Origin of the sequence: Streptomyces tsukubensis (genome assembly GCF_003932715.1) — a bacterium.
Classification (GTDB): domain Bacteria; phylum Actinomycetota; class Actinomycetes; order Streptomycetales; family Streptomycetaceae; genus Streptomyces; species Streptomyces tsukubensis.
In genome coordinates, this window is record NZ_CP020700.1 from 868106 (window position 1) to 890211 (window position 22106).

The window sequence follows — 22106 nt, forward strand, 5'->3', positions numbered from 1 at the left end:
GGCCGGGTGCCGTACCGGGGTTACAGTCGGCCGGAAAAGTGGAGCGGCGCTCGTGTCGATCCGGGGCGGCCCCCGTTCGACCTACGGATGAGAGGGTCCGGACCACGGATCCGACGACGCAGGGAGCGGGACCATGAAGTACATGCTGATCATGCGGGCCGACGACGAGGCCTTGGCGACGATGGTGAACGCCGACTTCGACGAGGTCATGGGGACCGTCGGCCGGTACAACGACGAGATGATCCGCGCCGGGGTGCTGGTCGCGGCCGAGGGACTCGACTCCGCCGCCGACGGGGTCGTGGTCGACTACTCCACCGAACCGCCCCTGGTCACCGACGGTCCCTACGGGGAGACGAAGGAGCTGTTCGGCGGGTTCTACATCCTCAACGTGGCCTCGAAGGAGGAGGCCGTCGAGTGGGCCAAGCGCTCGCCGATGACGGGTGCCGGGTTCAAGACCGAGATCCGCCGGATCACCTCCATCGACGAGTTCCCGCAGGACAACGAGTGGATCCGCAAGGAGCGGACGTGGCGCGAGGCCACCGGACAGCTCTGAGCACCCGCCGCTGAACGGAGCGCACCACCATGGCCGACCCCACCGGCCGGGACGCCGTCGCCGCGGTCTGGCGCATCGAGTCGGCGCGCATCACCGGCGCGCTCGCGCGCTGGACCGGTGATTTCGCGCTGGCCGAGGATCTCGCGCAGGAGGCACTGGCCGAAGCGCTGGTGACCTGGCCGCGGGACGGGGTGCCCCGGCATCCGGCGGGGTGGCTGCTGACCGTGGGGCGGCGGCGGGCGATCGACGCCTTCCGCCGCCGGCGGGCGCTCGACGAGCGGTACGCCGCCCTCGCCCACCAGCTCGGCGAGGGCGGCGCGGCGACGGGCGGTGACCCGGCCGGCGGGCACGCGACCGGCGGGGACGTGCTCTGGGATCCGGACCGGGTCGACGACGACGTCCTCGCGCTGATGTTCGTCTCCTGCCATCCCGTGCTGTCGCGGGAGGCGGGGGTCGCGCTCACGCTGCGGGTGGTGGGCGGGCTGACCAGCGACGAGATCGCCCGGGCCTTCCTGGTCCCGACGGCCACCGTGCAGGCGCGGATCACCCGGGCGAAGAAGACGCTGCAGGCGTCCGGTGTGCCGTTCGCGGTGCCGCCGGCCGAGGAGCGCCGGGAGCGGCTGGGGCCGGTGCTGAACGTGCTCTATCTGATCTTCACCGAGGGTTCGTCGGCCAGTGCGGGCGGTGCGGTGCTCCGGCTCGACCTGGCGAGTGAGGCGCAGCGGCTGGCGCGGGTGCTGAGCCGGCTGATCCCCGGCGAGCCGGAGGTGAACGGGCTGCTCGCACTGCTGGAGCTGACCGCGGCGCGCTTCCCGGCCCGGGTGGGGCCGGACGGCGATCCGGTGCTGCTGGAACGGCAGGACCGGCGGCGCTGGGACCGGTCCGCGATCCGCCGCGGCCGCGCGGCGCTCTCCCGGGCCGCCCGGTCGGGCCGGGGCCTGGGCTTCTACGGGCTCCAGGCCGCGATCGCCGAATGCCATGCGGTGGCGCCGTCGGTCGAGGCGACCGACTGGGACCGGATCGTGCTGCTGTACGAGGCCCTGGGCAGTCTGGCGCCCTCCCCGGTGGTCGACCTCAACCGCGCGGTCGCCCTCTCCATGGCACGGGGCCCCACCGAGGCGCTGGCCGTCGTGGACGGGCTGGTGGCGGAAGGTTCCCTGGCGCATTCACGACTGCTGCCCGCGGTCCGGGGCGAGTTGCTGACCCGGCTGGGGCGGCTCGCGGAGGCGCGGGGGGAGCTGGAGCGGGCGGCGGCACTCTGCGGGAACGAGCGCGAACGGGCCGTACTGGAGCGGAAGCTCGCGGACCTGGACGAGGGTGCGGGGTGACGGACGGACCGGGTCTGTGGCGGGCCCCGCGCCGCCGCCGACCAGGCACACCGGGGCCGTCTCCATCAGGTCCGGGCACGGCCGCGGACATCCGGCCGAACCCGCCGACCACGGGGCCGACTCGCCCCCGCCGGGACGGAACGGCCGCAAGCGGTTTGTTCATGGCCCGGTATCGGGCAGGCGGCAGGGGGGCCTCCCGGGCAAAGCCCCTGGCTACCGGAGTGGGTCACGGGGTACGCTCCGCCGTGATGAATACTTCCTCCCTCCGCAGATTGGGGGCCCCGTCCGCGCAAGGTGAGTGCTGATGCTCACCGAGACCGCGTACGAGGAAACCCGGCTCTCCCTCTGGCGGCGCGTACGTGAATTCGCCGTACCGCCCTCCATGATCGAAACTGCTACCGCCCGCCGCGCTGCCGGTGACTGGGCGGGCTCCTGTGCCGCTGCCGGTTTCGACGTCGACTTCCGCATGCCCGATGTGACCCGCGACTACGGCGGGGAACTGACGGCTCGTCTGCGTGCCGATCTCCGTCGGCTCGCGCCCGATCTGCTGCGCTGGCACATGCCGCGGATCGCTCCCGACGGGCTGCTGCGTCCGGGACTCACCATGGCGCTCGCCCGGTACGGCGCCGCGGCCCGCGACGGCACTTCACCGCTGTATCTGGTGGCCCGCACCCCGCCCGCCTGGGCGGACGCCGGGCAGCGGATCGGTCTGGCGCTCTGGGACCCGTCGTCCCGGACCGGTACCGGCCGTGATCCGCATCCCCGGCCCCATCCGCGGTTCCGTTTCGACCTGCACCGTCACCTCTGGGCGGCGGACCGGTCCGGCGAGCTGCGGAGCCGGGGCGGTTCCGGGCCCGGCGGCACACCCCGGGCAGCGCCCCGGGCGGCCGTTCCGCAGGGGCTCGTACCGGCGGAACTCCTCGGCGCCGCCCACCGGTGGGCCGAAGACGCGGCGCTGCTGCTGCACGCCGACGGTCTGCCGCCGGGGCCCGTTGTCGTACGGCTCGGCGCCCGGCGGCGGCTGGTGCTCCGGCCGGAAGCCGGTGCGCTTCCGGGGACACCGGCCGGAAGCCGGATCGCCGTGGCGGGGCGGCGGGCGACCGGGCTGCCGGTCCTGCCCGAAGCGGCCGTCCGGGTGCCTCCCGACGTGGAGTTGCTGCGGGCCGGGCTGGTCGAAGCCGAACAACTGCACCCGCTGGTCGCCGCAGCGCTCGTACCGGGGCACGCATCCACCCGTCGGGCGGTCATGGCCGATGCCGCGGAGCGGGCACGGCTCGTGGAGTGCCGGGGCGAACTGCACCGGATCGGTCTGGTCGACGGCGTACTGAAACCGCTGGACCACGACGCGGCCGAAATCCGCCGGGAGGAGCTGCTGGCCGCCCTGGAGGGCCCGCCACTGCCCTGTCTGCGGGCCGTCGACGAGGCGTATCGCAGCCCCCACTGCCTGGATGACGTCCGTGAACGGCTGAACCACGGCGACGTCGACGGGGCACTGGCCGTGGTACGGGATCTGCTGGGGCCCGAAGCGCTGCCGCGCCACGGTCCGCTGCGGGACACCCTGCTGACGGCCGCGGAACGGCGGATCGACCACGGCCTGTTCCGGGCGGGGCCGGCGGACCACGCGCCCAAGGGCGACCCCTCCCATGTCCACGGCCGCGGCCTCAGCCGCAGCAGATTCCGGCCCCGCGGACACAGCCGCCGCTGACCTCAGCGGCCGGGTCCTCACCCGATTCACCACCGCAGCGGGCTGCTCGAACACACCCGCAGCGCGCCCCTTTTGCACCCTTTTCCCCTTCCTTGCAGGCAGTCTCCCGATGCCCGGCCGATACCCGGTGCCCCCGGACTCCGCCTCCCCACACACTCCAAGGTGATCGAAGATGACCGTTCTCACCCCGCCCCTCCCGGCCGCACCGCCCGCCCGGGGCACCACTCCGGATCACGGTCCCGAGGACACCGGGCTCGCTGTCGCAGGCGAACTCCTTTCGCTGCTGCGCGACTCCACGACCGAGCCCCGTAGGGACGATCAGCTGGAGGCGCTGGCCCTGGCCGTCGCCGCGGATCTGCCCGTACTGCTCTGGGGTGAGCCGGGGATCGGCAAGACCGCCGCTCTCAACGGGCTCGCCGAGCATCTCGGACTGCCGCTGACCACGGTGATCGCCAGCGTCCACGAGCCTTCGGACTTCGCCGGATTGCCGGTCGTCGGGGACGATCCCGCCGTTCAGGGTGTGCCGATGGCCCCGCCGGACTGGGCCGTCAGGCTGGTCCGGGCGGGCCGGGGACTGCTCTTCCTCGACGAGCTCTCCACCGCGCCCCCGGCGGTGCAGGCGGCCCTGCTCCGGCTGGTGCTGGAGCGGCGGATCGGCGCCCTCCAACTGCCGCCGGGGGTGCGGATCGTGGCTGCGGCCAACCCCCGCTCGTCCGCCGCGGGCGGCTGGGAGCTGAGCCCGCCGCTCGCCAACCGGTTCGTCCATCTCCAGTGGGTGCACGACCACGAGGTGGTGATACGCGGAATGGGCGGGGTGTGGCCGCGGATCACGCTGCCCCCGCTGCGACGCGACGGTCTGCCGGAGGCCGTGGACCATGCGCGGCGCGCGGTCTGCGGGCTGCTGACCGCCCGGCCCGAGCTGGTCCACCGGATGCCCGGGGACGGGGTCCGGCAGAGCGGTGCCTGGCCCTCGCCCCGGAGCTGGGAGTCGGCGCTGCGGCTGATCGCCTTCGCCAAGGCGGCCGGATCCTCGCGGGATGTCCTGTCCCTGCTGGTCAGGGGCGCGGTGGGCGACGGGCCCGGACTGGAACTGCTGGCCGGGCTCGACCGGATGGACCTGCCGGACCCCGAGGACCTGCTGGCCGACCCGGCCGGAGCCGTACTGCCGGAGCGGGGCGATCTGCGGCGCGCGGTGCTCGACGGGGTGGTCGCGGCGGTCCGCAACCGGCCGGAACGGGAGCGCTGGAACGCGGCCTGGGCGGTGCTGGCCCGCGCGCTGGAGACCGGGGCCCCGGATCTCGTGGTGGTCCCCGCGACCACTCTGGCCGCCCAGCGCCGGGACGACTGGGACGTACCGGAGACCGTCGAACGGCTGGCGGAGGTGGTGTCGCTCTCCCGGCGGGCCGATCGCGCCGCGGGCACGGCAGCGGCGTCCACGGCCCGCCGATGAGGGCGACGCAGGCGGGACCGGACGCCCCGGCGGTCCTCGACCGGGAGAAGCTGTACGCCGCCCGGCTGCACGCGGCCCGGGTACGGCCCTATCTCGCGACCGCCCTGTTCGCGCTGCATGTGGTGGAGGAACGGCGGGTGTCGACGATGGCCGTCGACCGCTATTGGCGGTGCTATGTCTCCCCGGCGTACGTGGCCCGAAGTTCGCCGCTGGAACTGGCGGCGGTCTGGGTCCACGAGGTCTCCCACCTGCTCCGGGACCACCACGGCCGCGGCGAACGGCTTGCCCGGCAGAAGGGGCTGACCGGCCGGGGCGACCGGCTGCGGATGAACATCGCAGCGGACTTCGAGATCAACGACGACACCTTCGACGACGAACTCCCCTGCCCCGAGGACGCCGTGCAGCCCCGGATGCTGCGGCTGCCGGAAGGGCAGCTGATGGAGGAGTACGTACGGCAGTTCGGGCTCGGGGCGGTGGACGAACGGCTCGTCTGGCTGGACTGCGGCAGCGGCTCCGACGGCCTCGACCGTGAGTGGGAACTGGGGCCCGACGGCGCGGACGGCCTCGCCCCGCACGAGCGGGACGCGGTCCGGTTCCGGGTGGCGGAGGGCATCAATGGCCGGCCCGGCCCGGCCCCGCGCTCCTGGCGGCGCTGGGCCGAGGAGGCGTTCCATCCGCCGCAGCCGTGGCGGGAGCTGCTGGGCTCGGCCGTCCGCTCGGCGGCATCCGGCCCCGGGGTCGGGGAGGACTACACCTACGGCCGGCCCGCGCGCCGCTCGGCGGGCCTCCCCGGGGTGGTGCTGCCGAGCATCCGGCACCGGCCGCCCCGGGTCTCGGTGATCGTCGACACCTCGGGTTCGGTCAGCGACGCCGAACTGGGCAGCGCCCTGCTCGAAGTCTCGGCGATCGTCCGGACCCTGGGCGGCCGCCGAGACCTGGTGACGGTGGTGTCCTGCGACGCGGCGGCCCGGATCGCCCACCCCCTGTGCGAGGCGGAGGGCCTTCCGCTGGTCGGCGGCGGGGGCACGGATCTGCGGACCGGCTTCGCCGCGGCGCTGTCCGCGTATCCGCGACCGGATGTGGTCGTCGCCCTGACGGACGGCCAGACCCCATGGCCGTCGTCACCCCCGGGGTGCCGGACGGTGGTGGGGCTGTTCGCCCGGAGCGGCGGGGCCGAGGACGATCCGTACTACACGCCGGTCCACCCGCCCGACTGGGCACGGGTGGTGAGGATCGGCCCGGTATGAGTCCGTCGCAACGCCGCCCGCACGGCGCGAGGGCCCGGCGAACCGACACCGGCTGTCGGCGCGGACCGTCCCCTTCGAGCGGCTGCGGACGTCGATAGCGTCGGCGCGGTGAACACCGACACGATCACCACCGACTCTGCGGATGCCGAGCGCCTCCGGAACGCCCTGGTCGACCGGATCCGGGCGAACGGACACGCCCGCACCGCAGCCGTCGAGAACGCCCTGCGGGCCGTCCCGCGCCATGTGTTCGTGCCCGAGGCGTCACTCGAAGACGCCTACGCCAACGCGCCGGTGCACATCAAGTACGACACCGAAGGCACCTCCATCTCGTGCGCCTCCCAGCCGGGGGTCGTCGCCCTCATGCTGGACCAGGTCGACCTCCGGCCCGGCGACCGCGTCCTGGAACTCGGCGCCGGAAGCGGCTACAACGCCGCACTTCTCGCGCACCTGGTCGGTGAGGCCGGACACGTCACCACCCTTGATGTCGATGACGACCTCGTGGAGGGCGCCCGCGCCCACCTCGCCGCAGCCGGGATCACCAATGCCGAGGCCGTGACCAGGGACGGGGCCCTCGGATACGCGGAGGGAGCACCGTACGACCGGATCATCGCGTACGAACAGCGCGACGGCCGGTGAGTCTCCCTCGGCAGTGAGATGAACACCTTCATGCCGCTCCGGCGCGGCATCGCCGACGACGACCGCCGTGTCGTCCCGCTCAGCGCCGACTCCACCGTCCGGCTCCAGGCCCCCGCCGGCCAGTACATCGACACCGGCGCGGACGCCCTCGCCCGCGTTCTGGAGCAGCCGCGCACCGAGGAGTGGACCGGGGTGACGGTCCGCGCCATGGAGTCACCGGAATGGATGGAGCTGTTCCTCACCTGCTCTCTGCCCTCCGGACTGATCCGCATGCTCTTCCCCCAGAGCGCCAAGGGCGGCCTGCTGACCGAGGACCCCTACCCCTCGTCCACCGCGGCCGTCGAGAAGGGAGCCGTCACCTACCTGGCCCGGCGGCTGCTGGAGAAGAGGACCCCGGAGGGCGGCAAGCTCTGGGAGTTCGGCGTCATCGGCCACGGCCCCGGCAGCGACGAGCTGGCCGCGACGGTCGCCCGCACGGACTCACCGCCCAGCGCTGGTCGATCCGGCCGACACCGCCGTACGGAAGGCCGACCAGGGTCTGGCGTCGGCCGTCTACAACCAGGCCGCGCTCATCGCCTCCGACCCCGGCCTTCCCGACCTGGCGCACAAGCCGCACGGCGAACTCAGAGCAGCCCTGCGCTCCGGCGGCAAGGTGATCCGGGACAGCCTCGTACTCCAGTGATCGGCGTCGATGGCCCGGCTCCGATCCCGTACCGGATCTGCTGATCCGTTGAGGGAGGTCTCGGAGATCGACTACGCATCCGCTCACACCGGACCCCGCGGCGGGCACGGAAACGCGGTCGGGCCAGGGGGTACGCATTGGATAGGATGCAATCGGCCTGCAGGACCATACCGTCACGCTCCGTGTGCGACCGGTGTGCGGTGACGGGCCTCGCAATCGACTCCATTGCCCGTGCGGCCACCGGGCCCGCGGCGGTAGACACTGGGAGCATCCAACGATGACTCGGCACTTGATCACCAGCGCGCTTCCCTATATCAACGGGATCAAGCACCTGGGGAACATGGTCGGGTCCATGCTCCCGGCGGATGTATACGCCCGTTATCTGCGGCAGCGCGGTCACGAGGCCCTCTACATCTGCGCCACGGACGAGCACGGTACCCCGGCCGAGCTGGCCGCCAAGGATGCCGGGCTGCCGGTGGCCGAGTTCTGTGCGCAGCAGCACGACGCGCAGAAGGCGATCTACGACGGCTTCGGGCTCCGGTTCGACTACTTCGGCCGCAGCTCATCCGAGCAGAACCGAGAGATCACCCAGCACTTCGCCCGCAAGCTCCACGAGAACGGTTTCATCGAGGAGCGTGCGATCCGGCAGGTCTTCTCCATCGCCGACGACCGGTTCCTTCCGGACCGCTATATCGTCGGCACCTGCCCGTACTGCGGTTACGACAAGGCCCGCGGCGACCAGTGCGAGAACTGCACCCGGGTCCTCGACCCGACCGACCTCATCGAGCCGCGCTCCGCGATCAGCGGCAGCAGCGAGCTGGAGGTCCGGGAGACCAAGCACCTCTTCCTCCTCCAGTCGAAGCTGGACGGCGAGGTCGAGGCGTGGATCGACGAGTGCAGCGGCGACTGGCCGCATCTGGCTTCCTCCATCGCCCGCAAGTGGCTGACCGAGGGCCTGCACGACCGGTCGATCACCCGCGATCTGGACTGGGGTGTTCCGGTCCCGGCGGACACCTGGCCCGAGCTGGCCGCCGAGGGCAAGGTCTTCTACGTCTGGTTCGACGCCCCCATCGAGTACATCGGGGCGACGAAGGAGTGGGCGGACCTGGAGCCGGAGACCCGCGACTGGAAGTCGTGGTGGTACGAGGCGTCCGACGTCCAGTACACCCAGTTCATGGCCAAGGACAACGTCCCGTTCCACACGGTCATGTTCCCGGCCAGCCAGATCGGCACCCGCGAGCCGTGGAAGCGGGTCGACCACGTCAAGGCCTTCAACTGGCTGAACTACTACGGCGGCAAGTTCTCCACGTCGCAGCAGCGGGGCGTCTTCACCGACGCCGCGCTGGAGCTGCTGCCCGCCGACTACTGGCGCTACTTCCTGCTGGCGCACGCCCCCGAGTCGGACGACACCTCGTTCACCTGGGAGCTGTTCGCCTCGTCCGTCAACAAGGACCTGGCGGACACCCTCGGCAACTTCGTCAACCGGGTGCTGTCCTTCTCCCGCAAGCGGTTCGGCGACGCCGTTCCCGAGGGGAAGGCGGCGGGCGCGCCCGAGCAGGCGCTGGGCGAGGAGATCGCCCGGCTGCTCGCCGAGTACGAGGGGCAGCTGGAGGCGCGCCAGTTCCGCAAGGCGACGCAGGCGCTGCGGGCGCTGTGGAGCGCGGGCAACTCCTATCTGGAGGAGAAGGCCCCCTGGCTGGAGATCAAGGCCGATCCGGAGGCCGCGGCGCTGACCCTGCGGACCGCGATGAACCTGATCCACCTGTACGCGGTGGTGTCCGAGCCCTTCATCCCGTCGTCCGCGCGGGCCATGCGCGAAGCGTTCGAGCTGGCCGGGGACGATGCGACGTGGGTGAGCGCCGACGAGGCCCGGGCGCTGTCCGCGGTGCCCGCCGGGACCGCGTTCACCGTTCCCCCGGTGCTCTTCGCCAAGATCACCGATGAGGACCTGGAGGCCTGGCGCGAGCGCTTCGGCGCCCAGTAGGCAGACGGAGCGCGGGAGCCGCCGGTCCGGACGGGCCGGCGGCTCCCGTGTTTCCGCGCTCCGGGCCGGGGCCGTAACGGAGGGCGGACGGCGCCGGTCCTCAGCCCATCAGCTCCGCGCAGCCGTACTTCTTCGACCGGCCGTCGCCCGTCTGCACGGTGACCCGGACGGCGTCGGTACGGACCTTTCCGCCGCTGAGGACGGCGCGCGAGCGGGCGATGCTGCACACCAGCTGTCCCAGCAGATTCCGGTCCTCGACCGAGCTCAAGGAGAGGGTGATGTGGGGGACGCTCACGTACACCTGGCCGTTGCTGAGCTTGGCGCCGATGCGGAGGCTGTAGTCGTCGGCCCCCACCAGCGTGGTGAGCCCGGCCTCGGTTTCCGGCTTGTTCGGTCCCACCAGCAGGCCCTTGATGACACCGTTGGGGTCCTCGACGCTCTCGTTCCTGGTCGCGGGGCGGGGGACCGCCTCCAGCCGCCCCTGCTGGGAGACGAAGTAGAGGCGGTGGCCGGTGGTGAGCCCGCCGACGGACTCCCCGCCGTCGAGTACACCGGTGGGGCGGACCCCGCAGCCCGTGAGGAGGGCCGCGGTCAGGACCGTCGCCGTCAGCGCCACGGTCCGGCGCGGCGGTTTCATGGGGTCTCCTCGGGGGCGGGGCGACGGGGCAGCCGCAGGGTGAACACCGCTCCGCCCCCGGGCCGGTTGGCCGCTTCGACGGTGCCGCCGTGCAGCCGGGCGTTCTCCAGGGCGATGGCGGTGCCCAGTCCGCTGCCCTCGGAGCGGGTGCGTGCCGCGTCGGCCTTGTAGAAGCGGTCGAAGACGTGGTCGAGGGCTTCGGGCGGCAGGCCGGGGCCGCGGTCGGTGACCTCGACGGTGACCGTGTCGCCCGCGGGACCGGCGCTCAGGGTGACGGTCACGGGCGGGGCGCCGTGCCGGAGCGCGTTGCCGACGAGATTGGCGACGATCACATCGACGCGCCGCCGGTCGATCCGGGCCGTGATTCCGGGCGGGAGTACGGTCTCCACCCGGTCGGTCCAGTTCCGCAGGGCGAGCGTGGCACGGACGGCCTCCGCGAGATCGGTCCCGGCGAGGTTGAGCCGTGCCGCGCCGGAGTCGAAGCGGGACATCTCCATCAGATCGTCGACGAGCCGGGCGAGCCGGGCGGTCTCGGCGCTGACCGTACGGGCGGCGTGGGCGGTGTCCGGCGGCAGGGAGGACGCGTCCTCGTCGAGGACGGTGGCGACCATCGTCATCGCGGCGAGCGGGGTGCGCAGTTCGTGCGACACATCGGCGACGAACCGTTTCGCCCGTTCGTCCTGGGCGCGGAGTTCGTCGATGGACGCTTCCAGGGCGCTCGCCGCCTTGTTGAAGTCCCTCGCCAGATCGGCCAGCTCGTCCCGGCCGCGCACCCGGACCCGGGAGGTGTAGTCGCCGGCCGCATGCCGCCGGGTGGCCCGCCCCAGTTCGCGTACCGGACGGAGCACGGTTCCGGCGGCCAGCAGGCCGAGGACGGCGGCGAGCAGGACGACGGGCAGGATCCCGTCGCGTACCGCGTCGGCGACGCCCGTCGTGGCGTCCAGCTCCGCCTGCAGGGAGGTGACGGCGAAGACCTCCAGACCGGAAGGCGCCTCCGGGGTGCCGGGGTCGGTGGCATCGAGGGTGACGGGGGTGCCGACGGCGAGATAGGGGCTGCCGCGCCACTCCACGCGCTGGAGGCTCATTCCGTTGTGGTTCTGCACCCGCTGGAGCAGGTCGGGGGTGATCCGGGTCCGGTCGGCGGACCGGTCGGACGCGGCCGTCAGGGTCCGGTACCGGGCCACGACCAGGGTGTCGTCTCCGAGCCCCTCGGCAATGCGGCGCGCGAACCCACTGAGGGAGACCTCGTCGGCGGGGACGTCGAAGTCCGCGACGGCCTGCTCGACACGGTTCCTGAACTCCGTCTGGACCGCGTCCTGTTTCCGTTCCAGCACGGCGTTGCGGGATTCGCGGTACGCGAGCGCGGTGGCGGTGACCCCGCTGACCAGGGCGATCAGGACGAAGGCGACGACGAGCCGGGTACGGAGTCCGCCGAGGCGGCGCAGGGCCCGCAGGGTGGGACGGAGCACGGTCACACCGGCCCGAAACGGTAGCCGAAGCCCCGTACCGTCTGGATGTAGCGCGGCCGGGCGGGCAGGTCCTCGATTTTGGCGCGGAGTCTGCCGACCGCGGCGTCCACCAGCCGTGAGTCGCCGAGGAAGTCGTGGTCCCAGACGGATTCCAGCAGCTGTTCGCGGCTGAAGACCCGGCCCGGGGACGCGGAGAGTTCGAGGAGCAGCCGCAGCTCGGTGGGCGGCAGGGCGATGGCGGTCCCGCGTTTGACGACGGTCAGCCCGGCCCGGTCGATGCCGAGTCCGGCGTGGTCCTCGCCCTGGGCCGACCGGGACGGTTCGGCCCGGCGCAGCGCGGCACGGATCCTGGCCTCCAGGACGGCGGCGGTCACCGGTTTGACCACGTAGTCGTCGGCGCCCGCCTCCAGACCGTGCACGATGTCGCTGTCGTCGCCGCGCGCCGTCAGCATGATCACCGGCAGGGTGGAACCGCCTGCCCGTAGCCGACGGCATACCTCGAAGCCGTCCATTCCGGGCAGCATCAGGTCCAGTACGGCGAGTTCGGCGGCCGGGCCCGCCGGGTCGGCCAGCAGGGCGAGGGCGGCCTCCCCGGTGGCGGCCGTGGAGACGTCGTAGCCGTGGCGGCGGAGCACCAGCTCCATGCCGTCGCGCACGGAAACGTCGTCCTCGATCAGCAGTACATGGGGCATGGAGCCGATTATGCGCGACGGTTTTCCCTGTTCAGACCCGGCGGAGAAGGTCCGGCAGGGGTTCGCGCGCATTGTTACGTGTTCATCATGCGGCGATGGACCGGTCACCATACGGGCGGCCGACGGTGGTCCGAATGACGATCCGTACCACCTCCCGCGGCACCGCCCGGCGCCGGTTCGCCGCGCTCGCCGCCGCTCCCCTGCTCTCCCTCGCGGCCGCCTGCGGCGGCGGCGAAGGAGTCCGCGACCACGGTTCCGACGAGGTCGCCTCCGTACCCGAAGCGACCGCTCCGGACGCGGCGCCCGCCGGGAAGCCGAGCACCGCACCGACCGCAGCCGAGGGCAAGAGCGCCTTCTACGACGCGCAGATGGTGTACGTCCGCTGCATGCGGACCAAGGGCGGTTCCCAGGACTTCCCCGATCCGAAGCTGAGCGGCTATCTCGACTGGTCCAAGATCAACAAGGTGAGGGATCCGAAGGGGGACGGCTCCGACACCAAGGGCGGCCGCAACGGCGTCTGCGGGCCCGAGCTGCTGGCCGCCATGAATCTGGAGCCGAAGCGCGACAAGCAGAAGGACTACGAGTCGATGCTGGCGCACGCCGTCTGTATGCGCGACAACGGCGTCAGCAAGTTCACCAATCCGGTCATGTCCGGCGGCGGGGTGATGCCCGGCGGTGACCCGAACCCGGTGAACCCGCAGCTCGACGTCGAGTCGCCGGCCTACGAGCGGGCCCGTGAGGCGTGCAAGGGCAAGCTGCTCGAAGGCCTGGACGGGATGCAGTAGATGAGGCGTCGTACCGCAGTCCTCACCGCCGGTGCCGTGGCGGCCGCGGCGCTGGGAGCGGGTTTCCTGGCGTACGGCGGCGACTCCGGCGCCGACGGCGGCCGGGGGAAGCAGCCGCCCGCCACGACCACGATCACCCGGGCCGACCTCGTCCTGTCCACCACCGTCGACGGAAAGATCGACTTCGCCCAGCGCCGTCCGGTGAAGTCCGCGGTGCCGGGGACGGTGACGGTCGCGGCCCGGGAGGGCTCCCGGGTCACCCGCGGCGAAGCCCTGTACGAGCTGGACGACAAGCCGGTCAGCCTGCTGTACGGCCCGGTCCCGGCGTTTCGCGAGATGAAGCCGGGCGACCGGGGCAGCGACGTCCTCCAGCTGGAGCGGAATCTCGTCGCGCTCGGCCGGGGCGCCGGGATCTATGTCGACCCCCGGTACGACGAGGCGACGGCGGCCGCGGTCAAGGAGTGGCAGAAGTCGCTCAACCGGACACCGACCGGCCGGGTCGGCAAGGGGGACGTCGTGTTCCAGCCCGGCGAGGTGACCGTCGTCCGGGCCGATGCGGCCCTCGCCGACCAGGTGGGACCGGACACGCCCGTCCTCACGGTGGCTTCCACCAGGCCCGTGGTCCGGGCGCAGCTCGAACCGGCCGATGTGTCGCTGACCGCGCCCGGCACCAGGGTGGAGGTCACCCTGCCCGGCGGTGCCGTCCGGAAGGGCAAGGTGGCCGGGACGGTCCGTCCGGAGGAGACCGGTGAGGGCACGCCGGAGAACGGCATCACCGTGGAGATCACCCTGAACGGCGGCGCCTCCGGCGTCTCCCGCGAGGACACGACACGGAGCGCGAGTGTGAAGTTCGTCAGCGAGAGCCGGGAGAACGTCCTGACGGTCCCCGTGGAGGCGATCGTCGCCCTGCGCGGTACGGACGGCGGCTACGGCCTCCAGCTGGTGGAAGGCGGAACGACCCGGATGGTGCGGGTGGAGACCGGGATGACGGCGGACGGCCGGATCGAGGTCAGCGGGCCGCTCGTCAAGGAAGGACTGAAGGTCGGGGTGGCCGCGGAATGAGCGCCGTCTCGTCGGGTCCGGCGCCCGTGGTGGAACTGCGCGGCGTCGTCAAGGAGTACGCGGGCGGGGTGCAGGCCCTGCGCGGCGTGGACCTCACCGTGCATCAGGGCGAACTCGTCGCGATCGTCGGCCCTTCGGGCTCCGGCAAATCGACGGTGCTGAACGTCATCGGCACCCTCGACGCGCCCACCGCGGGCACGGTCAGGGTCGCCGGATACGACGTGGGCGCCCTGTCCGACGCCCAGTTGTCCGCCCTGCGCGCCCGCCGTATCGGCTTCGTGTTCCAGCACTTCCATCTGGCGGCGGGCCGTGATGCCGTCGACAACGTCGCGGACGGCCTGCTGTACGCGGGCGTCCCGCGGGCCCGGCGGCGCGACCGGGCCCGGGAAACCCTGGAACAGGTCGGCCTCGGCCACCGACTGGGGCACCGGCCCGCGGAGCTGTCCGGCGGTGAGAAACAGCGCGTCGCCATCGCCCGGGCGCTGGTCGGCGGCCCGGAGCTGCTGCTCGCGGACGAGCCGACCGGCGCCCTGGACTCCGCCTCCGGGCAGGTCGTGATGGAGCTGCTGCACGAGCTGAACGCGGCGGGCACCACGATCTGCGTGATCACGCACGACCAGGAGATCGCGGACTCGCTGCCGCGCCGGGTCCGGTTCCGGGACGGTGCCGTCGTGTCCGACGTCCGTACCGGGGAGAACGCCCGTAGCGGGGAAGACATCCGCACCGGGGAGGACGTCCGTAGCGGAGAGGTGGTCCCCCGATGAGCGCTCCGGACCGCGGGCGGCCCCGGCTCCGGCCCTCCCGGCTGCCGCTCCGCGACATCCTCGGCCTGGGCGCCGTCGGGCTGCGGGCCCGCCGCGCCCGGGTGGTCCTGTCGGCCCTCGGGATCGCGATCGGGATCGCCACCATGGTCGCGGTGGTCGGCCTCTCCCACTCCAGCAAGGCGGATCTGATGGCCCGGCTGGACCGGCTGGGCACCAATCTGCTGACCGTGGAGGCGGGCGAGAACGTGCAGGGCAAACCCGCGCAGCTCCCTAAGTCGGCAGTGGCGATGGTCGAACGGATCGGCCCCGTCCAGCACGCCACGGCGACGGGCGATCTCGACGTCAGGGTCCGGCGCAGCGACGTCGTACCGGAGGAGCGGACGCCCGGGGTCACCGCCCAGGCGGCCCGGACGGATCTGCTGACCGCCCTCAACGCCCGGATCGGCGAGGGCGTCTGGCTGAACCGGGCCAACGAGCGGCTGCCCGTGACCGTGCTCGGTTCGGTCGCCGCCCGCCGGCTGGGGGTGACCGCGCCCGGCGAGCGGATCGTGATGGACGACGTGGACGTCGTCGTGGTCGGCATCCTGCGGCCGGTGGAGCTGGTGCCGACCCTGGACCGGGTGGCACTGGTGGGTTTCCCGGCCGCCGAGAAGTACCTCCGCTTCGACGGGCGGCCGACCACGGTCTTCGAACGCTCCCCCGACGAGACGGTCGACGAGGTGCGGGCAGTGCTGGCCCGTACGGTCAGCCCCGGCGAACCGGGGGCCGTCAAGGTCTCCCGTCCCTCGGACGCCCTGGCGGCGAAGGCGGCCACCGACCGGGGTCTGACCACGCTGATGCTCGGTCTGGGGGCGGTGGCGCTGCTGGTCGGCGGGGTCGGCGTGGCCAACACCATGGTCGTCTCGGTCCTGGAGCGGCGCCGGGAGATCGGGCTGCGCCGGGCGCTCGGCGCCACCAGGAACGCGATCCGGCTGCAGTTCCTCACCGAGTCCCTGCTGCTGTCGGCGCTCGGCGGTGCGGCGGGCGCGGCCCTCGGCACGGCGGCCACGTTCGGTTTCGCCTTCGTCCAGGGCTGGACCGCCGTGGTGCCGGTGTGGTCCGTGGCGGGCGGGTTCGCGGCGACGCTGTTCATCGGTGTGCTGGCGGGTCTCTATCCGGCGGTACGGGCGTCGAGGCTGCACCCCACGGTCGCCCTCAACGCCTCCTGAGAACACGTCCCGGGACGGACGTCCCCGGGGCCGCGGCGGCAGGTCAGCGCGCGGCGGCCCCGGGGGCGGCGTACCGGCGTCGGCTGCGGAGCATGCCCTCGTCGGAGAGGGTGAACACATCGACGAAGTCGACCTGCTGGGGGCTGACCCGGCCGATCGCGACCACGCAGTCGCCGGAGGCCACGATGCGGTCGATGTCGTGGCGGCAGCCCAGCGCCGGTGCCTCGGGGCGGGCGTCCTCGTCGAGCAGGGAGAGATAGCCGTCCACGTCACCGCTGTCGAGATAGTGGTAGGCCAGCCGCACATGGTCGACCCCGGAGTCGGTGATCAGGCGGCTCGGCAGCAGCTTCCTCGGGTGGCGACTGTTCATGGCACGTCCTTTCCTACGACCGCCCCGCGGACGGGCGGAAGCTGCTACCACCGTGCCCCGGCGGCGTAACCCCCGCCTATCGCGCCCCTATCGCCACCATGGAATCTGCACACCGTTTACAACAGTGGAGATGATCGGGAAAACTGTCCGCACACGTCTTGCGCGTCGGTTCGGCACGGATCTGTTGGTCGGACGTGTTCCTTGCTGGGAGAGACTGTGGACTTATCGCCCGGCGAGGCTCGTCGGACCCCTGACAGCGTGGTCTTCCGCATCCTCGGACCGCTCCATGTGCAGGGTCCGGACGGTCAGGTGCGGATTCCGCCCGGGCGTCAGGAGGTGATCCTCGCCGCGCTGCTGCTGGAGGCGAACCGTGTCGTCAGCACCGACTATCTGGTGGATCTGATCTGGGAGGACGAACCCCCGGACACCGCCAGGACCCAGGTGCAGATCTGTGTGTCACGGCTGCGGAAGCTGTTCGCCGGGCGGTCGGTCGCCGCGGCCATCACGACCCGGCCGCCCGGCTACGTCCTCACGACGGAGGACGGCTCGGTCGATGCGGCGCTGTTCGCCCGGTGGATCGGTGATGCCCGGCTGGTCGGAAAGCGGACCGGGGGCGCGGCCGACGCGGTGGAGCTGCTGCGGTCGGCGGGCGGGCTGTGGCAGGGGAACTGTCTCAGCGGCCTGGCCAGCGAGAAGCTGCGCAGCAAGGCCCGCCAGTTGGACGAGGAGCGGCTGACGGCGGCCGAGCACCGGATCGACCTGGAGCTGGAGCTGGGCCGGCACCACCAGCTGGTGGGAGAGATCCAGCTGCTGGTGCACGAGCATCCGCTGCGGGAGCAGCTGCGCGGGAAGCTGATGCTGGCGCTGTACCGGTCGGGGCGGCAGGCCGAGGCCCTGGACGTCTACCGGCTCGGCCGGGAACTGCTGGTGGAGGAGCTGGGTCTGGAGCCCGGCGGTGAGCTGCGGAGCCTGAATTCGGCGATCCTCGCCGGGGAGGTGCCGCCGCCGCGGCTGGCCGGACCGCAGCCGGACGGACGGGCCCGGCAGCCCGGGACCGCGGGTCCGGGGGCGGCGGAAGCGGGCGACGGCGCGGAATCGCCGCAGGTGTTACCGGGTTCGGCGGACCTTCCGGCCGTCCGGGAGCCGGCCGAGGCGGAGGCGGCCGGCGGACCGCGGACGGCGGAAGCCGGGCCCCGCCCTGCCGCGGCCGATCCCGCCGGGGCCCCCGGGCCCGCGGCCGAGGTACCGCGCCAGCTTCCCTCCGACACCGCGGACTTCACCGGTCACGGCGCCCGGATCGCGGATATCGAGCGGACCCTGCTGGGCCCGCGCGAGCGGCGGGCCGTGGGCCTCGTCGTGATCGTCGGCAAACCGGGTACGGGAAAGTCGACACTGGCCACCCATATCGCGCACCGGGTGGGCGAAACGCACTTCGCCGACGGTCAGCTCTACTGCGATCTGCGCGGTACGAGCGGCGCCCCGGCGACCGCCGGGGAGGTCCTGGGCCGGTTTCTGCGCGCCCTCGGCATCCCCGGGCCCGTCATTCCCGAATCCCCCGACGAGCGCGCCGAGATGTACCGGACCCTGCTCGGGTCCCGGCGGGTCCTGGTGGTGCTGGACGACGCCGCGTCCGAAAGCCAGGTCCGGGCGCTGCTGCCGGGCGCCGGGAGCTGTGCGGTGCTGGTGACCAGCCGGGTGCGGATGACGGGGCTGCCGGGGGCGCACCGGGTGGAGCTGGATGTGCTGGAGACCGAGGAGGCGCTGGAGCTGCTGGTCCGGGTGATCGGCGAGGAGCGGGTGGCGGGTGAGGAGGTCGCGGCGCAGGCGCTGATCCGGACCGTCGGCGGGCTGCCGCTGGCACTGCGGATCGTGGCCGCCCGGCTGGCGGCCCGCCCGCACTGGACGCTGGCGTCGATGGTGCACCGGCTGGCGAACGAGCGGCACAAGCTGGACGAACTCACGCACGGCGAGATGACGATGCGGGCGAGCCTGTCGCTGACGCACGACGGGCTGGGGCCCGGGGACCGGCAACTGCTGCGGCTGCTGAGCCTGGCGCAGGGGCCGAGCCTGCCCGGCTGGCTCGCCGGGGCGCTGCTCGACGACCGCCGTCCCTTCCCTTCCGATCTGCTGGAACCGCTGGTCGACGTGCAGATGCTGGATGTGGTCGGGATGGAGTCGACGGGCGGCTTCCGCTACCGCTTCCACGAGATCATCCGGGTGTTCGCCCGGGAGCAGCTGGCCGCGCACGACGATCAGGCGACCCGGTCGGCGGCGCTGGACCGGATGCTCGGCTGCTGGATGGCGCTGGCCGAGGAGGCCCACCGCCGGGTCTACGGCGGTGACTTCACCGTGCTGCACGGATCGGCGCCCCGCTGGCTGCCGCCCGCCGCCCATGTGGACGAGCTGCTCGCCGATCCGATGGAGTGGCTGGACAGCGAGCACGCCAATCTGGTGCAGGCGGTGGAGCACGCGGCGGCCGAGCAGCTCGACGAGGTGTGCTGGGATCTGACGACGACGCTGGTCACGCTCTTCGAGACCCGCGGCTATCTGGACCACTGGGAGCGTACGCACCAGCTGGCGCTGCGGACGGCGCGGTCGGCGGGCAACCAGCGGGGCAGTGCGGCCGTACTGGCGTCGCTCGGTTCGCTCTATCTCAGCCGCAGCCAGTACGAGGAGTCGCGGACCGCGCTGACGACGGCACTCGGGTTGTTCACCGAGATGGAGGACCGGCAGGGGCTCGGTCTCTGCCATCGCGATCTGGCCCTGGTGGAACGGTTCCTCGGGCATGAGTACGAGGCCCTGGAGCTGTACGACCGGGCGCTGCGCGATTTCGACGCGTCGGGCGATGTGGTGGGGCGGGCCATCGTGCTGACACAGAGCGCGCAGATCTGGATGCTGCGGGGGCAGAGCGCGACCGCGCAGAGCAGGCTGGACGAGGCGCTGGGCATCTACCGGCTGGTCGGCTACACCGGGGGCCAGGCACGGGCGCTGCGGCGGGCCGGTCAGCTACGGCAGCAGCAGGGTGAACTGGGGGCTGCGGTGGCGACGTTCACCGAGGTCCTGGAGCTGTGCCGGGACAGTGGGGACGTGATCGGGGAGGGCCATCTGCTGCGGGATCTGGGGCTGGCGCACGCCAGGATGGGTCAGCACGCGGCGGCGCGGGACTGTCTGGACCTGGCGCTGGGCATCCGGGAGCGGATCATGGATCACGGCGGGGCGGCGCTCGTACGGCTGGACCTGGCGAAGCTGCTCGCTTCGGACGGCGGGCCAGGTGACCGGGACCGCTCGCGGGATTTGCTGCGGAGCGCGGTGCGGGCCTTCAGGGACCGCCGGATGGAGCCGGAACTCGCGGAGGCGCAGAAGCTGCTGGCGGGTGGCTGAGCGGAGCCGGTTCGGGATTCAGTCCCAGGGGTCGTTCACGGCGATCCTTCCCGAGGTCGTGGGCGTGCGGGGCGGTGGTGTCCGCGGCGGGCGTTCAGTCCCAGGGATCGTTCACGGCGATCAGTCCCAGGGGTTGTTGATGTGGGAGGGCGTGGGGGTCGGCGTGGGCGCCGGGACCGGTCCGGCCTCCTGCACCGAGGCGGAGACGGCGCCCGCCGGGGCCCCTTCACCGGCCAGGGCCGCCTGGGTGCCGAGGAAGGCGGCGCCGGCGAGGGCGGCGGTGACGGCCGCGGTGCGCAGGGCGTGGGCGAGAGCCATGACCTGTTCCCTTCTGTCGGGGTGTTCCCGCTGGTGGCGGGGCGTTTCCTGCTGATGGACACCACGTTAGGAAGAGGGGGAATCGCCGGACCGGCCGTGCTCCTATCGCCCGGCTATCACGGGCGAGGGGGGCTATCACCGCCCGGGTCCCGGGCGGGAATCGCCTCGGTCCCGTGGGCACCGGCCGGCCCGTGCGCCCCACCGTCACCAGGAGTACGGGCCGTTGGCCGGGCCGGGGTACGGCTCGGGCCGGGTGGCCCCGCCGGGGTGATAGCGGGCCGGGGCCCCTGCGGCCGCGGTCCCTGGCGGGCTGGGCGGCGACGGGATGGTGGCGCGATAGCGGGGTGCCGACGATGGGACGTGTCCCTCCCCACCCCGTACAGGGAGCGCCCATGAACCCCGCACCGTTCGCAGAGACCGTCACGGATTCACAGGTCGGAGCCCTGATCCGGGCCCATCGGCTGCGTATCGGACTGACCCAGCGCGAGCTGGCCGACCTGTCCACGATCAGCGTGCGGGCGATCCGCGATCTGGAGCACGGCCGGGCCACCCGCCCCCGTACCGACACGGTGCGGCTGATGGCGGACGCCCTGCGGCTGGGGCCCCGGGCCAGAGCCGCGCTGGAGGAGGCCGCGCGGCCGGGCCGCGCGGGCAGAGCCCCGGCGGGGCCCCCGGCCCCGCCGGACGCCCCGAAGCCGCTGGTGGGAAGGGAAACGGAGACCGACACCCTGGTACGGGAGCTGGCCCCGGACGGCGGGGAGCGCCTGGTGCATGTGGTGGGCCTGCCCGGGGTCGGCAAGACCCGGGTGGCGCTGGCCGCGGCGGCGGCACTGCACGGCTCCGGGATGCCGGTGCTGTGGCATGCCTTCGAGGGCGCGGCCCACGACTACGTACCGACGGCCGGGGGGCCGTGGCGGGAGCTGACGGAGCGTCTGGTGTCGGGGCTGTACGCGTCCGGGTTACCGCACCGGGAGCCCGCGGGCGGGGAGTCGGCGAGCGCACTGCTGGGCGAGGGTCCGGTGCTGCTGGTGCTCGACGGCGCCCCGGCGCGGGCCCCGGGCGCGGACCGGCTGACCCGGCTGCTGCACGAGGTGCCGGGGCTGCGGCTGCTGGTGACCTCCGACGAACCGTGGCAGGCCCCCGGTGAACGGCTCTTCCTGCTCTGCCCGCTGCCCGTGCCGTCCGGTGGGGGTGCGCGGGGTGCGGCGGACGGACCGCAGCAGGCGGGCGACGAACGCGAGCCCGCGGTGCGGATGTTCCTCGACCAGGTGCGGCGGGTGCTGGCGGCTCCGGCGGTCACGGCCGCGGACCGGGAGCGGGCGGTACGGATCTGCCGGCTTCTCGACGGCCATCCGGGGGCGCTGTCGGCCGCCGCGTCCTGGCTGGTGGTCTCCGATCTGGCGGCGCTCTGCGACACGCTGGCGGTGGATCCGGCGGCGTTCCTCGACCATCTCGGCGGCCGGGACGACCGGCTCCGGGACTCCCTGTACGGGCGGATCGGCCGACTGCCCGCGGGGCCGCGCGCCGTACTCGACGCACTGTGCGCCGCGCCCGGGCCGGACTCCGCCGCCGAGGGCTTCGGTCTGCCCGCGCTCACCGAGCTGACCGGCGGCAGTCTGCCCGCATGCGGGCGGCTGCTGCGGGAGCTGCTGCTGTCGGGGCTGGTCCGGGCGGCCCATGAGGAGGGCCCGGCCCGCTTCCGGGTGCCCGCGCTGGTACGGGCCCTGGTGAGCGGGGCTCCGGTGGGCGCGCCGCAGGCAACTGCCGCCGTCTGAACTGCTCCCGGAGTGCCGGGAGAACTGCCGCCCGGGGCCGGACGGCGCGGATTGGATGGG

The 22106-nt window shown here is 73.0% G+C and carries 17 protein-coding genes and 1 pseudogene; 13 read left to right on the forward strand and 5 right to left on the reverse strand.

Going from position 1 to position 22106, the window contains the following annotated elements; translation table 11 throughout:
- The first annotated feature begins 133 nt into the window (after positions 1–133).
- The 7 genes and pseudogenes from B7R87_RS02555 to metG all read left to right on the forward strand — a co-directional run bounded on the left by B7R87_RS02555 (position 134) and on the right by metG (position 9585).
- The gene (locus tag B7R87_RS02555) at positions 134–553 is read left to right on the forward strand and encodes a YciI family protein (protein ID WP_006350656.1); all 420 of its coding nucleotides are present in this window, start codon (positions 134–136) and stop codon (positions 551–553) included.
- A 29-nt stretch (positions 554–582) separates the two neighbouring features.
- Entirely contained in the window at positions 583–1881 is a 1299-nt protein-coding gene (locus tag B7R87_RS02560) for an RNA polymerase sigma factor (RefSeq protein ID WP_130585258.1), read from the forward strand.
- A 304-nt stretch (positions 1882–2185) separates the two neighbouring features.
- Positions 2186–3586, forward strand: coding sequence for a hypothetical protein (locus tag B7R87_RS02565; RefSeq protein WP_006350653.1), 1401 nt, complete (start codon positions 2186–2188; stop codon positions 3584–3586).
- Between the two features lie 172 nt (positions 3587–3758).
- On the forward strand, positions 3759–5036 hold the full coding sequence (locus tag B7R87_RS02570; protein WP_006350652.1) for an AAA family ATPase: 1278 nt from the start codon (positions 3759–3761) through the stop codon (positions 5034–5036).
- On the forward strand, positions 5033–6283 hold the full coding sequence (locus tag B7R87_RS02575; RefSeq protein WP_006350651.1) for a vWA domain-containing protein: 1251 nt from the start codon (positions 5033–5035) through the stop codon (positions 6281–6283). Before B7R87_RS02570 ends, B7R87_RS02575 begins: the two co-directional genes overlap by 4 nt.
- 84 nt (positions 6284–6367) lie before the next feature.
- Positions 6368–7390 (forward strand): annotated as a pseudogene (locus B7R87_RS02580) (methyltransferase domain-containing protein); the annotation flags it as partial.
- Positions 7391–7878: 488 nt separating this feature from the next.
- The gene (metG, locus tag B7R87_RS02585; RefSeq protein WP_040916937.1) at positions 7879–9585 is read left to right on the forward strand and encodes a methionine--tRNA ligase; all 1707 of its coding nucleotides are present in this window, start codon (positions 7879–7881) and stop codon (positions 9583–9585) included.
- Positions 9586–9685: 100 nt separating this feature from the next.
- Here metG and B7R87_RS02590 read toward each other — a convergent pair whose 3' ends face one another.
- From B7R87_RS02590 to B7R87_RS02600, 3 genes are read right to left on the reverse strand one after another with little or no spacing between them, the layout of a single operon-like run.
- Positions 9686–10222, reverse strand: a complete 537-nt coding sequence (locus B7R87_RS02590) for a hypothetical protein (protein WP_006350649.1) — start codon at positions 10220–10222, stop codon at positions 9686–9688.
- A complete protein-coding gene (locus tag B7R87_RS02595; protein WP_006350648.1) occupies positions 10219–11697 on the reverse strand; it encodes a sensor histidine kinase in 1479 nt (492 codons plus the stop codon). The genes B7R87_RS02590 and B7R87_RS02595 overlap by 4 nt, the downstream gene beginning before the upstream one ends.
- A complete protein-coding gene (locus tag B7R87_RS02600) occupies positions 11694–12383 on the reverse strand; it encodes a response regulator transcription factor (RefSeq protein ID WP_006350647.1) in 690 nt (229 codons plus the stop codon). The genes B7R87_RS02595 and B7R87_RS02600 overlap by 4 nt, the downstream gene beginning before the upstream one ends.
- A gap of 134 nt (positions 12384–12517) precedes the next feature.
- On the opposite strand from B7R87_RS02600, the gene B7R87_RS02605 reads away from it, so the two are divergent.
- From B7R87_RS02605 to B7R87_RS02620, 4 genes are read left to right on the forward strand one after another with little or no spacing between them, the layout of a single operon-like run.
- Positions 12518–13168: a hypothetical protein gene (locus B7R87_RS02605; RefSeq protein ID WP_006350646.1), complete on the forward strand. Its 651-nt coding sequence runs from the start codon at positions 12518–12520 to the stop codon at positions 13166–13168.
- Positions 13169–14230, forward strand: a complete 1062-nt coding sequence (locus tag B7R87_RS02610) for a peptidoglycan-binding protein (protein ID WP_006350645.1) — start codon at positions 13169–13171, stop codon at positions 14228–14230.
- Complete coding sequence (locus B7R87_RS02615) at positions 14227–14994, forward strand: ABC transporter ATP-binding protein (protein WP_006350644.1); 768 nt, start codon at positions 14227–14229, stop codon at positions 14992–14994. Before B7R87_RS02610 ends, B7R87_RS02615 begins: the two co-directional genes overlap by 4 nt.
- Positions 14991–16202, forward strand: a complete 1212-nt coding sequence (locus B7R87_RS02620; RefSeq protein ID WP_006350643.1) for an ABC transporter permease — start codon at positions 14991–14993, stop codon at positions 16200–16202. The genes B7R87_RS02615 and B7R87_RS02620 overlap by 4 nt, the downstream gene beginning before the upstream one ends.
- A gap of 43 nt (positions 16203–16245) precedes the next feature.
- On the opposite strand, the gene B7R87_RS02625 is transcribed toward B7R87_RS02620, so the two are convergent.
- On the reverse strand, positions 16246–16572 hold the full coding sequence (locus tag B7R87_RS02625) for a nuclear transport factor 2 family protein (RefSeq protein WP_006350642.1): 327 nt from the start codon (positions 16570–16572) through the stop codon (positions 16246–16248).
- Between the two features lie 258 nt (positions 16573–16830).
- Between B7R87_RS02625 and B7R87_RS02630 the strand changes: the two genes are divergently transcribed.
- Positions 16831–19953, forward strand: a complete 3123-nt coding sequence (locus B7R87_RS02630) for an AfsR/SARP family transcriptional regulator (protein WP_233168750.1) — start codon at positions 16831–16833, stop codon at positions 19951–19953.
- A 120-nt stretch (positions 19954–20073) separates the two neighbouring features.
- Here B7R87_RS02630 and B7R87_RS02635 read toward each other — a convergent pair whose 3' ends face one another.
- Positions 20074–20271, reverse strand: coding sequence for a hypothetical protein (locus B7R87_RS02635; protein ID WP_006350639.1), 198 nt, complete (start codon positions 20269–20271; stop codon positions 20074–20076).
- 392 nt (positions 20272–20663) lie between these two features.
- On the opposite strand from B7R87_RS02635, the gene B7R87_RS02640 reads away from it, so the two are divergent.
- Positions 20664–22046 (forward strand): helix-turn-helix domain-containing protein, encoded by a 1383-nt coding sequence (locus B7R87_RS02640; protein ID WP_130585259.1) that lies wholly within the window; start codon positions 20664–20666, stop codon positions 22044–22046.
- Positions 22047–22106: the final 60 nt, after the last annotated feature.

Coding starts and splice junctions, on each gene's coding strand:
- B7R87_RS02575 (WP_006350651.1), top strand. CDS start 5,033: ATGAGGGCGACGCAGGCGGGACCGGACGCCCCGGCGGTCCTCGACCGG.
- B7R87_RS02565 (WP_006350653.1), top strand. CDS start 2,186: ATGCTCACCGAGACCGCGTACGAGGAAACCCGGCTCTCCCTCTGGCGG.
- B7R87_RS02605 (WP_006350646.1), top strand. CDS start 12,518: ATGACGATCCGTACCACCTCCCGCGGCACCGCCCGGCGCCGGTTCGCC.
- B7R87_RS02560 (WP_130585258.1), top strand. CDS start 583: ATGGCCGACCCCACCGGCCGGGACGCCGTCGCCGCGGTCTGGCGCATC.
- B7R87_RS02640 (WP_130585259.1), top strand. CDS start 20,664: ATGAACCCCGCACCGTTCGCAGAGACCGTCACGGATTCACAGGTCGGA.
- B7R87_RS02570 (WP_006350652.1), top strand. CDS start 3,759: ATGACCGTTCTCACCCCGCCCCTCCCGGCCGCACCGCCCGCCCGGGGC.
- B7R87_RS02610 (WP_006350645.1), top strand. CDS start 13,169: ATGAGGCGTCGTACCGCAGTCCTCACCGCCGGTGCCGTGGCGGCCGCG.
- B7R87_RS02590 (WP_006350649.1), bottom strand. CDS start 10,222: ATGAAACCGCCGCGCCGGACCGTGGCGCTGACGGCGACGGTCCTGACC.
- B7R87_RS02620 (WP_006350643.1), top strand. CDS start 14,991: ATGAGCGCTCCGGACCGCGGGCGGCCCCGGCTCCGGCCCTCCCGGCTG.
- B7R87_RS02615 (WP_006350644.1), top strand. CDS start 14,227: ATGAGCGCCGTCTCGTCGGGTCCGGCGCCCGTGGTGGAACTGCGCGGC.
- B7R87_RS02555 (WP_006350656.1), top strand. CDS start 134: ATGAAGTACATGCTGATCATGCGGGCCGACGACGAGGCCTTGGCGACG.
- B7R87_RS02625 (WP_006350642.1), bottom strand. CDS start 16,572: ATGAACAGTCGCCACCCGAGGAAGCTGCTGCCGAGCCGCCTGATCACC.
- B7R87_RS02600 (WP_006350647.1), bottom strand. CDS start 12,383: ATGCCCCATGTACTGCTGATCGAGGACGACGTTTCCGTGCGCGACGGC.
- metG (WP_040916937.1), top strand. CDS start 7,879: ATGACTCGGCACTTGATCACCAGCGCGCTTCCCTATATCAACGGGATC.
- B7R87_RS02635 (WP_006350639.1), bottom strand. CDS start 20,271: ATGGCTCTCGCCCACGCCCTGCGCACCGCGGCCGTCACCGCCGCCCTC.